At 65.3% G+C, this 10681-nt stretch carries 9 protein-coding genes; 2 read left to right on the top strand and 7 right to left on the bottom strand.

The features are described 5' to 3' along the window. Positions 1–3: 3 nt before the first annotated feature. Both K1X74_21415 and K1X74_21420 read left to right on the top strand, forming a co-directional pair. Positions 4–1272 (top strand): Gfo/Idh/MocA family oxidoreductase, encoded by a 1269-nt coding sequence (locus K1X74_21415; GenBank protein MBX7168910.1) that lies wholly within the window; start codon positions 4–6, stop codon positions 1270–1272. Positions 1273–1410: 138 nt separating this feature from the next. Then, entirely contained in the window at positions 1411–1872 is a 462-nt protein-coding gene (locus K1X74_21420) for a hypothetical protein (protein MBX7168911.1), read from the top strand. A 26-nt stretch (positions 1873–1898) separates the two neighbouring features. On the opposite strand, the gene K1X74_21425 is transcribed toward K1X74_21420, so the two are convergent. The 7 genes from K1X74_21425 to K1X74_21455 all read right to left on the bottom strand — a co-directional run bounded on the left by K1X74_21425 (position 1899) and on the right by K1X74_21455 (position 10142). Next, complete coding sequence (locus K1X74_21425; protein ID MBX7168912.1) at positions 1899–5159, bottom strand: BamA/TamA family outer membrane protein; 3261 nt, start codon at positions 5157–5159, stop codon at positions 1899–1901. A 273-nt stretch (positions 5160–5432) separates the two neighbouring features. Then, complete coding sequence (gene dnaB, locus K1X74_21430) at positions 5433–6848, bottom strand: replicative DNA helicase (GenBank protein MBX7168913.1); 1416 nt, start codon at positions 6846–6848, stop codon at positions 5433–5435. 209 nt (positions 6849–7057) lie between these two features. Beyond that, positions 7058–7588, bottom strand: a complete 531-nt coding sequence (gene rplI, locus K1X74_21435) for a 50S ribosomal protein L9 (protein MBX7168914.1) — start codon at positions 7586–7588, stop codon at positions 7058–7060. Between the two features lie 110 nt (positions 7589–7698). After that, entirely contained in the window at positions 7699–8163 is a 465-nt protein-coding gene (ssb, locus tag K1X74_21440) for a single-stranded DNA-binding protein (GenBank protein ID MBX7168915.1), read from the bottom strand. Between the two features lie 192 nt (positions 8164–8355). Continuing rightward, positions 8356–8760 carry a 30S ribosomal protein S6 gene (gene rpsF, locus K1X74_21445; GenBank protein MBX7168916.1) on the bottom strand — a complete coding sequence of 135 codons (405 nt, stop codon included), beginning with the start codon at positions 8758–8760 and terminating at the stop codon, positions 8356–8358. A gap of 62 nt (positions 8761–8822) precedes the next feature. Further along, positions 8823–9380 carry an aminoacyl-tRNA hydrolase gene (pth, locus tag K1X74_21450; GenBank protein MBX7168917.1) on the bottom strand — a complete coding sequence of 186 codons (558 nt, stop codon included), beginning with the start codon at positions 9378–9380 and terminating at the stop codon, positions 8823–8825. Between the two features lie 132 nt (positions 9381–9512). After that, the gene (locus K1X74_21455; protein MBX7168918.1) at positions 9513–10142 is read right to left on the bottom strand and encodes a 50S ribosomal protein L25; all 630 of its coding nucleotides are present in this window, start codon (positions 10140–10142) and stop codon (positions 9513–9515) included. Positions 10143–10681: the final 539 nt, after the last annotated feature.

The raw sequence follows: 10681 nt of genomic DNA on the forward strand, positions 1-10681 counted from the left end.
GTCATGATTCGCATTGGGATTGTCGGCTGCGGGCGGATCCTGGCGGCGCATTTGCGGGGCTATCGCCTGCTGCGCGAGGCCGGCTACGACGGGTTTCGCATTACGGCGCTGTGCGCGCGCAACGAGGCCGACGCGCGAGGATATCTGCGTCGCGGCGGCTCCGCGGCGCAGCGCCCCGCCGTGAGCCAGATCGCCGGCGACCCGCTGGCTATCGGCGACGAGTACCTGGGCGATTTCCAGCCCGAAGTCGACGTCGAAATCTACACCGACTACCGCCAGATGATCGCGACGGCGCCGATCGACGCGGTGAACGATTTCACGACGCACGAATTGCATCACCAGGTGGCTCACGCGGCGCTGTCCGCGGGCAAGCACTTGCTCGTGCAAAAGCCGCTGGCGGTGACCGTGGCGGCGGGCCGGTGGATGTGCGAGTTCGCGGCCGCGCGCGGACTCACGCTGGGAGTCTTCGAGAACTTTCGCCACGCCCCCTCGACGCGCCAACTGCGCTGGTTGTTCGAGCAGGCCGACGCAGGTGTCGGCGGTCGGTTGCAGATGGTGCTTCTGGGCTACATCGGCACCTGGTGGGCGCCCGATCGCATCGTCGCCGAAACGCCGTGGCGGCATCGCTTAGCGACCGGCGGCGGGATCAGCCTCGATCTGGGCGTCCACTTCTTCGATCAGATTCGCGCCGTGGCGGGCGAGATCGAGACCGTGACGGGAAACACAGCCGTGCTCGAACCGCGCCGCGTGACGCGCGATGCGGCGGGCCGCGTCGTGGCTGAGATTGACTGCGACGCTGACGATACTTTTTTTGCTACGGCGACCACGCGCTCCGGCGCGGTCGCGCAATTGTCAGCGAGCTGGGGCGGACATGGCGGACCGACCGTGCTCGGCTCGGGCACCGTTTGGTATGGATCGCGCGGGCGCGTGGACGGCGACTGTGTGACGACCGACGATGGCCAGAGCCATTCCCTGGCTGAGCTTTACCGCACTCGCGCGCCGCTTGAACGGCAACGACGCGAATTCCCGCTGGGCCTGGCCGATAGCTTCGCGCTCAGCCAATTTGACTGGCTGCAGGCCATCGAGGGGGGCCGCCTGCCGGAGACCAGCGGCCGCGAGGGATTGCTCGATCTGGCGGCGGCTTACGCCATTCTCGAATCGCACGCCGCCCGACAAACTGTCCGGGTCGCCGAGGTTTTGGGCGGCCAGATCGATGCCTTCCAACGCCCCCTGGATGAGCATTTCCGGGTGGGTAGTTTGCCGGTTAGGTAAACCCCGGCGTTGCCGCCGCGGGCGCATTTTTCTCTGCGCGCACCGCCGCTTCCTTGACTGCGTTTTGGGCCGGCTTCTAGGATGGAAGTGGCCGGTGTGATTGTGCCAATGCGGCGCAAAAACGTGAGGAGGTGGGTCATGCGTGCGCGTCGAACATTTGTGATTCCGGCGATTGTGAGCGGCCTGCTCTTCGCGGGGTTTGTGGCGGCAGGCTCGTTGGCCCAGGCCGACGAAATGCCGCGTGCCACGGTCGTGGGCCTGAAATCGGCCCCGGCGAGCGGGGTCCATGCCCCGGTTATGTTTGCGATTCAGCGCAATTACGGCCCGATCGAGGAACGATCAGAGCGGATTCCGGTCGACATGTTGACCGGCGGAGCCGCCCCCATCGCGCCCATCGGCTGGGGATACGGCTATGGCTATCGGCCGTACTGGTATGGCAACTACTACGGGCCGCGCTATTACAGCTACTACGGGTACGGCGCGCCGTACTACAGCTACTATCGCCCATGGTACGGTTATACGTATGGCCCGGGCTACCCGTACGGCTACCGCACCTATGCCCCGGCCCCGTACTACGGCTATCGCGGGTACTACTGGTGAGCACGGGCCGATGACCGGCTTCGGGGCTATCGGCCGAAGCCCACGAAGAAGCTGAAGTTCTGCAAATTGTCGCCGTCGGCATGCATGACCGGCACGGCGAAGTCGAGCGCAATCGGTGCGGGGCCCAGCGCCGGTACGCTGACGCGCAGACCAAAGCCCGGCGCGACGCGGAAGCTGTCGGCGTCGAATCGTACGTCGGGCTCGACGGTACCGAAGTCGCAGAAGACCACGCCGCGCAGCATATCGTTGGCGGTCAGTGGAAACATGTACTCGGCCGAGCCGAGGGCCAGGAACTCGCCACCGACCGTAACGCCCATCTCGCGCGGCGATGCGCCGCGGAAATCGAAGCCGCGCAACGTGGTGAAACCACCCGCGAAGTAGTTTTCGAAGATGGGGGTGTCGCTGCCCGTGAAGCCGATTCGGCCAGTCACGCCGAACGTCTGTCGGCCCGAACCGTCGGCCCGTTGCCGCAGCAAGTAGTATTGGCGGCCTTCGACATTGGCACGGGGAAACGAGTTGCTACCGAACCCCTGCTCCAGCGAAAGCTCGACGTAGTGGCCTTCGGTCGGCATGAATGTACTGTCGCGCGTGTCGTGCGCAAGGCTCACACCGCCGATGAACAGTGAATTGTCGCCCACGACGTCGAGCAAGTCCTGCGGCGCCGGCGTGGTGATGTTGCTGATGTTGACGTTCTCGCCGCGGACGTACACGGTGCCAGACAAGTCGGGCGAGAATTGGTAGCCCAAGGAGACGCGACCGCCAAGACGCTGTTCGTCCCAGTCCTGGAACCGGCGCGTATACATGAACGCGCTCAGGCCCAAGCTCACGGCCGTGTCGAGCAAGTACGGCTCACGGAAATTGAACGAGTAGCGCTGCACCTGGGTGCCGGGCACAGCCTCGATGCGGAACTGCTGTCCGGCGCCGCGAAACGCGGTGCCGTTGCGAATTTCCTCAAAGCTGCGCGGCCAACGCATCAAGTCGAAGTTCTGTTCGTCGAGGGTGACCGAGCCGACAGCACCCGCGTCGGAGTTCACGCCGACGCTGAACATCAGCCGCCCGGTTTGCGTCTCGCTGACATAGGTGTCGAGATCGATCGTCGGAGGAGCGCCCGGCTGTTGATTGAGGAAGTTGTAGCCGCCTTGGGGATAAAGCTGCGGGGCCGGCCCCAGCATCGGTTGTGCGCCCGGCGTGGTCGGCGGGGCTGCAAAGGCCGGCGGTGGATCGAAATTCTGGCTGAAGGCCGGGCTGGGCGACTGCGGTACGGCGTTGGGCACCGCCGGCGATGTCGAGCCGTAGCGCGGCTCCAGCGTCCCAGGCACGCCCGGGCTGGGTGGCACCGAGGGCGCCGTGTACTGACTGGGAGGCGCCGCCGCGTTGTAGCCGCCGGCTCCACCCAGCACCGGCGCCGGGGCTTGCGGTAAGGGCATCGTGCGACCGCCGTAGATCGGCGATTGGAACCGCACCGCGCGTACTCCGTCCTTGATCGGCAGACGCTGCGCAGCGTGCGGGCGCGGCATGGCGGCCGCCCCCTGCGGCGCGGTTGCCGCAGGCGATGGCGCGGTTGTGACTGGCGATGGCGCGGTGCGAGGCGAAGCGGCCGGCGCCGCCGATCCTTGCTGCGGCGCAGCAGCCGGCGCGCTCACCGGTACCAGCTTGCCGGTCAGCGTCAGATCGATGACGCCGGGGGGCTTGTCGTTGGGGTCGGGGCTCTGGCCGCGGAACTTGCCGCGCGGGGCGCGCGGATCGCGCACCAATCCTGTTTCCAGGTCGACGTTCTCCGGCGGCGTGAACGAAATGCGCGGCGGTTCGCCCCGGCTTGGATCGGTGAGGAACAAGCCCGAGGCTTTCAGCCGGCGCTCGCTGGCGCGGACCTTGCGGATGTCGACAATGTCGCCCGGCCGCAGATCGATGCGATTGAGCGCCGTGGAGATGCGCGTGTGCGGGTTCTCGCCCTCGATGTGGACGTTCACCTTGCCGACGCGCCACTGCTGCCCTTCGCGAATGACGTACACCAGGTCGAGTGTGCCCGGTTCTTCCTGAAACCGTGGGTCGGCCTGGATGTCGGCAAAGATGTAGCCGCGCCCGCCGTATTCGTCCTGAATCTTGGCCAGGTCTTGATTCAACAGCCCGCGATCGAAGAATTCGCCTTGCTGGACTTCCAGGTCGGTGGAGAGCAACTGCGTGTCGAGTTTCTCGTTGCCGATAAAGCGCACGTTGCGAATGCGGTAGCGCGGGCCCTCGTTGATGACCCACGTCAGCTTGGCCCGGTCGCTGTCCTCGTTGAACTCGATCTCGGGGCTGACCTGGGCCCGGAAGTACCCGAGGCTACGGTAATAATCGGTCAGCTTTTCCTTGTCGGCGGTGATCTTCTGCTCGTCGTAGTAGCCCTTCCACACGCCCAAGAGCGCCGGTTTGGCCTGGATCTGTGTCTTGAGCCGTGCGCCGGTGGCGATCGTGTTGCCGATGAAGCCGATCTCGCCGATCTTTTGCCGCGGACCTTCGACGATCTCGAAGACGGCGCCGTGATCGCCTTTCTGCGTGCCCTCGCGCACCGTGATCTGGGCCTTCTGGAAGCCCTTGTCGTGATAGAACTGTTCGATGCGGCGGCGGGCCTCTTCGATCGCGAACGGATCGAGCGAAGTCCCGACGGTGAGCTCTGACTTCTTGAGCAGCACCTTTTCGCGGATTTTGTCGCGGCCGAGGAACTTGATGTACTTGAGCGTCGGCCGCTCGACGACTTTGAAGATGACGACCAGGCCGCCGTCGGGCCGCCGATCGTACAACGCCTGCACGTCGATGAACATCCGCGAACGGTTCAAGCTGCGGACGTCGTCCTGAATCAGCTCTGGGTCGAACGGCCGCTCGGCCCGGGTGTGGATGTGCGGCTGGATCTTCGAGAGTTTGATGGCATCGTGGCCGACCACGCGGACGTCGGCCACGATCTCGCCCTGCTTGGGGACGGCAGCCGGAGTGTGCCCGGCGGCGGGCGGTATGGCGGTGCCCGGACCGAACGGGGCGGCGGCGGGTGCCGGGGTACCGGGGGCGGGGAGTGGCGCCACCGAGCCCGGCGCGGGGAGCGCTTCGGTCGTGCTCGGAACGAAGGGAGCCGCCGAGTTGCCTTCCAGCGGACGTGAACGCCCGGGCGCCACTTGCTCGAGCGATGGATAGCCGCCCGGCGCCTGCCCGGATGCCATCCGCGGCACGATCAGCGCTACGCAAATCGCGAGCGCCGGCGCGGCGCAATTCGCGCAGCGTCTTCCGCGGTCGCCGAAACGGCCACGAAACATCGGCAACGAGTTCCCTGTTGCGATTTCGGAGGCGATGAGACCTGGCTGCGTCCGGCGCGGCGTTTGACGAGACTTCTCGGTGCCGCGCAGACGAACGCAAAGCCGACGTGTTCAGCCTCGGGCGACGAGCGCCCGGCGGCTGGCGGGGAAGAGATACCCAAAAGGCAGCGCGGAAACAATGCGGATTCGGTCGGTTCCTGCGCCCGCGGTTTGCCGCGGCGCGGCAGCAGCCTGTTGCCGGCACCTATTCGTGCTAGCGACCCGCAGGCAGCGCTAGAAGCTGCCGTCGCCGTATTCGTGCGCCGAATTCTCGAACCGCGTGTAATCCTGCAACCAGGTCAATTTGACCTCGCCGGTCGGACCATTGCGGTGTTTCGCCACGATCACCAGCGACTTGCCCGCCAGGCGCTGTTCCTCGATCTCGTCGGGGGTGTGATAGTATTCTTCGCGGTGGACGAACATCACGACGTCGGCATCCTGCTCGATGGCACCGCTTTCACGCAGGTGCGACAGTCGCGGCCGGTTGTCCTTTGTCGCTTCAGCCTGCCGGTTCAACTGGGCCAGGCACAGCACCGGGACGTCGATTTCGCGGGCCAGCGCCTTGAGGCGCCGGGCGATCTTGGCCACCTGCTCCTGGCGGTTCTCGTCGGCATTGTCCGGCTCGATCAGCTGCAGATAGTCGATCACGATGAGGCCGAGCTTGGGCTTCTTTTCGCCGTCGCCGTTGAGCCTCCGCGCGGTGGCGGCAATTTCGGTCATCGTCCGGCTGGGGGTATCGTCGATGAACAGCGGCGCCGTGTTCATCTGCGTCGCGGTGCGGATGATGCCCTGCAGCTCATCCATGGAGATCGTGCCGTTGCGCAGCTTGTGACCGTTGACCCGAGCCCGGGAACACAACAGACGGTCGGCCAGTTCGAGCCGCGACATTTCCAAGCTGACGAAGAGCACCACCTTGCCAAGATCGACGGACGCATATTCGGCGATGTTGGCCGCCAGCGCCGTTTTGCCCATACTCGGCCGGGCGGCCAGGATGATCAGCTCCGACGATTGCAGCCCGCCGAGCGTGGCATCGAGATCGACGAACCCGGTTTCGAGGCCGCTGATCCCCCCGGCGTTCTTCATGCGCTGGTCGATGCGGGCCAGCGCGTCGCTCAGCACCGATTTGAGGTTGTCGATCCGTCCGCCGGCCCGGTCTTCGAGCAGTCGGGACATGCGGGCATCGGCGCGGTCGAGGACTTCGCGGGGCGTAAACCGCACTTCGTAGGCTTCGCGTAGATTCTCGCTGCTGGCATAAATCAGCTCGCGCAGCGCCGCCTTTTCGCGGACGATCTTGGCGTAGTGCACGGCATGCGCCGCGTGCGGCGTCGAGCCGACCAACTCGGCGATCGCGGCGGCGCCGCCGACGAGCTCGTACGCCCCCTGCTGCCGCAAGCGGTCGATCAGCAGCGTCGCTTCGACCCGCACCCCCTCGTTGTGCAGCTCGATGATGTGCTGGCACAGGGTTGCGTGCGCCTCGTCGTAGAAATCGTGCGAACTGAGCGTCATGACGACGTCATCGCAACACGAAGGCTCGAGCAACATGCTGCCCAGCACCGCCCGCTCAGCGTCGAGGTCGTGAGGCACCTGCCGGGTGAAGATGTCCGGCGAGACCGTGCGATTGGGAGTGTCGACGCGCGCGTGCGTGGCCATCGGACGGCAACCTCCGTGTTCGAATCGGCCCGGCGGCCTTGGTGCGCAACCTGCGGCACTGATGGGCAACCGGCGGACCGTGGATGATACCGCCGGCTGCGGCTCGTTCAATCGTTTGCGCTAAGCCGTTGCCAGCGGGCAGGTTTCGCCGGCCCCGGCGGTGCAAAGCTTGGTTCACCGCCGCAAACGCGCCGGGATTCCACGGCAGATCAGCCGGCGTCTTCGCTGACCGTGGGCACGACCCACACCTTCAATTCCGCATCGATCTCCTGGGCCAGGTGCACCTTGACCGTGTATAGGCCCAACTCTTTGAGCGGACCTTCGAGGCGGATCTGGTCGGACGTGATCGGGATATCCATCTTCTTGAGCGCAGCCGCGATGTCCGTCGGGCCCACCGAACCGTAGAGATGCCCTTCGTCGTTGGCGTTGGCCTCGATCGTGACGCTTTGCTTGCTGAGCTCTTCGGCCTGGTCGCGGAGGTGCGCGAGCCGAGCGTTCTGAATCGCCTGCAGCTTGGCCTTGTGCTTGTCAACCATCCGCTTGTGGTGTTCCGTGGCGATCGTCGCCAGGCCCTGCGGCATCAAGTAGTTCATCGCGTAGCCACGTTTGACTTCGACGATGTCCCCCTGCTTGCCGAGATGATCGACCGATTGGATCAGCAGCAACTGGATGCCGCCGCGCTCTCCCTTGGGCAGGCGCTTGAACGACGTGGCACGGCGGGGCGAGGCAGGCTGGGACATGATGACGACCTGAGGTTTCAGATGTAGTTCGATTGTGGTTGGTTTGTGATTCGTGGCGGGCTGGATGCCCGACGCGAGCAACCCTGCGCCGGCCCGGCGCAGGTGCCCGACTAAAAGGGAATATCATCCGGCGGGGCGTCGTTGTAGGCGCCGGCCGGTTCGCCGGCGTCGTAGCTGTCGCCGCCGCCGCGTTGCGATTCGCTACCGCCGCGCGGGCCACCACCGCCGCCCGACCGTTCGCCGCGGCCGCCGAGCATCTGCATCCGCTCGCCGATGACGCGCAGCTTGGTTCGCTTTTGCCCATCGGGTGTTTGCCAAGAGTCGAGCTTCAAGCGACCCTCGATCAGCACCGACGACCCCTTGGTCAGGTATTCATTGGCCACCTCGGCCTGCCGCGACCAAAGCGTGACGTCGACGAACGTCGTTTCATCGACCCACTCGCCGTTGGCGCCTTTGCGCCGATCGTTGATCGCCAGGCCAATTTCCGTGACCGCTGCGCCGTTGGGCGTGTAGCGCAGCTCCGGGTCGCGGGTCACATTGCCGACCAGCACCACCTTGTTGTAGCTCGCGGCCATTTCTCGATCTCCCTGAGGGCTCGTGCGGCGCCCTGCGTAGCCGGTTTTCGTCGTCGCGACGCAGCCGGCCTGGGAACGACATGTGAACATGCGTTCCCTAGCTTCTGCAGGCTACCAAATTGCCCCCGCCGAGGCAAACTGTCGTTCGGGGAGGGGGCAACTCGGTCACTGCAGGTGTGTTTCGAGTCCGACTCACACGGCGCTGACGGCCGCCTCGCCGGTGTCGGCCCGTTGCTCGCGGCGTTCGGTCCGCTGGGGCCGTTCAGCCGTCGACTTGGCGTGCTCGACCAGCGCGTCGACGATCCGCGCGTCGACCTTCAACACCAACGAGCGAAGGATCGACTCGTTCAGCTCGAATTCGCGGTTCAACGCGGTCAATTGGTTGCTGTCGAGGCGGAAGTAGCTCAGCCAGTAGGTGCCTTTGCGCTGACCCTTGATCGGGTACGCCAGGCGCCGCTCTTCCCAGAGCCGGCTGACGAGCATTTCGCCACCGAGTTTGGTGACCGTCTTCTCGATCTGGCTCGACACGCCGACCTGGTCGCGGCCGTAGCGGTTCGAATCGAAGATCACAAAGCCTTCATAGACTTGGGCGGGCAAGGGTCGAACTCCTCGGGTTGTTCGTGGGTGCGGGGTGGTTCTGGCCGCGTCGCGATAGGGGGTCAGTTGTATTTCGTCATGCCGGCTTGGACGCCGTCGCGGATCCAACACTCGACCGCGTCGGCGGCCCGGACGATCATCTCGGCCAGCACCGGCTTCTCATCCTTGTTGAATTTACCGAGCACGAAGTCCGCGTGCTCCCATTGCGGGGGCACCGGTCCGATCCCGAACCGCAGGCGGGGGACCTCGTCGGTACCCAGCATGCGGATTACGTCGTCCAGTCCATTTTGACCGCCGGCCGACCCCTTGGGCCTCAGGCGTAGCTTGCCCAAGGCCAGATTGAAGTCGTCGCAAACGATCAGCACGTCCTGGTTCGTCAGTTTGTAAAAGTCACGGGCCAGCACCACGCTGGCGCCGCTCTTGTTCATAAACGTCATGGGCCACAACAGCACGGTCTTTTGACCGGCGATTGTCGCCTCGATGGCATCTCCCTTGAACGCCGCTTTCGGCGTTCCTTGGGCATGCCGTTTGGCTAGTTCGTTCGCCACGGCAAACCCGACGTTATGCCGCGTGTCGTCGTACTTGCGTCCCGGATTGCCCAAACCTGCGACGAGCTTCATGGTGGCGGCCCGCAGGCGAGTCTGCACCAAGTCGAGACCGGCCGGCCGCGCCGCGGGCAGGCAGTGGTTCGACCCCAACTGCCACGACCCAGCCCAACTGGGCGGGGCCCAGCTCGATTGGGCTAATCCCGTCTACTCCTCGCCTTCCTCTCCCTCGTCTTCGGCCTTGCGTCCGATCAGTTCGGGCTCGGCCCCTTCGGCCGGCGCCTCGCTCTCGACGACCGCCTTCGGCTCGTGGCACTCGGCGACGACGGTGTCGTCTTCGGCGAGCACCTTGACGTTGGCCGGCAGCGACAGGTCTTTGATCGTCAACGATTGGTTGAGACCGAGATGATTCACGCTCAAGTACAGTTTGTCGGGAATCGCCGCCGCCAGGCATTCGATCTCGACTTCGTGCAGCTGGTGCGAAACGACGCCGCCGTCCTTCAAGCCGGGGGCCTCGCCGCGCAGCTCGATCGCCACGGTGACCTCGATGCGTTCGTCCTCCGACACGCGGGCAAAGTCGACATGCAAGACGTCGACGCCGAACGTATCGAATTGCAATTCGCGAATCAGGGCCTTTTCGGCGACCGCGCCCTGCAGCTCAACCAGGCGGCTGCCGTGACGGATCGCCGCGGCCAATTGTTCGGTCGGCACGGCCAGCGAAACGGTCTCGCCGCCGTGGCCGTACAGCACCGCGGGAATGCTGCCGCCGGTGCGCATCCGCCGCGTGCGGCGCTTGCCAAAACTTTCGCGCTTCTTGACGTTCAATACTTCAGCCATATGGCGCCTCGCGAGGCAATCCTTGTCTGCTGGTGTGCTCAGTCGAACGGTAAGCTCAGTCGAACGGTGTGCTCGGGGGGCCCATGCTCGGGAGGGCCCATATTCAGGAGGATCCTGCGGCGAGCGGCGCACAGACCGGCCGCGCTCGACCCCGGCCGCTGGCCAGGGGCTGCAAACCCCAGCGGTAGCAAACTCCTGCCCCCTAAGGGCGAAGTCTGCTAGACCTCCAGAATCCAGCCATTGTGCCGAAAACCGACGCCATTTCAAGCCCTGTGGGCCCTGGCCACCGGCCTCCCACGGCGGTCCAAATCGACCTGTGGGCAACCGGCCGAAAAAATCGGCAAAGCCTTACAGCTCGGGCGGTTTCGCAGGGTCCCGCGACCGGCGAACCCACGGGCACCAGGCCGCCTCGAAGAGTGCTGCCGTCGCCGATTGCCGGTTGACCCCAGATCGACCAACGGCTACGACAGCGCCACCAGCGGCTCCCCCGCCGCAACGCCCGCAAAAAAGCACACCCCGGCGCCTGTAGCTCAGGGGAT

It is taken from the genome of Pirellulales bacterium, assembly GCA_019694435.1.
Classification (GTDB): Bacteria; Planctomycetota; Planctomycetia; order Pirellulales; family JAEUIK01; genus JAIBBZ01.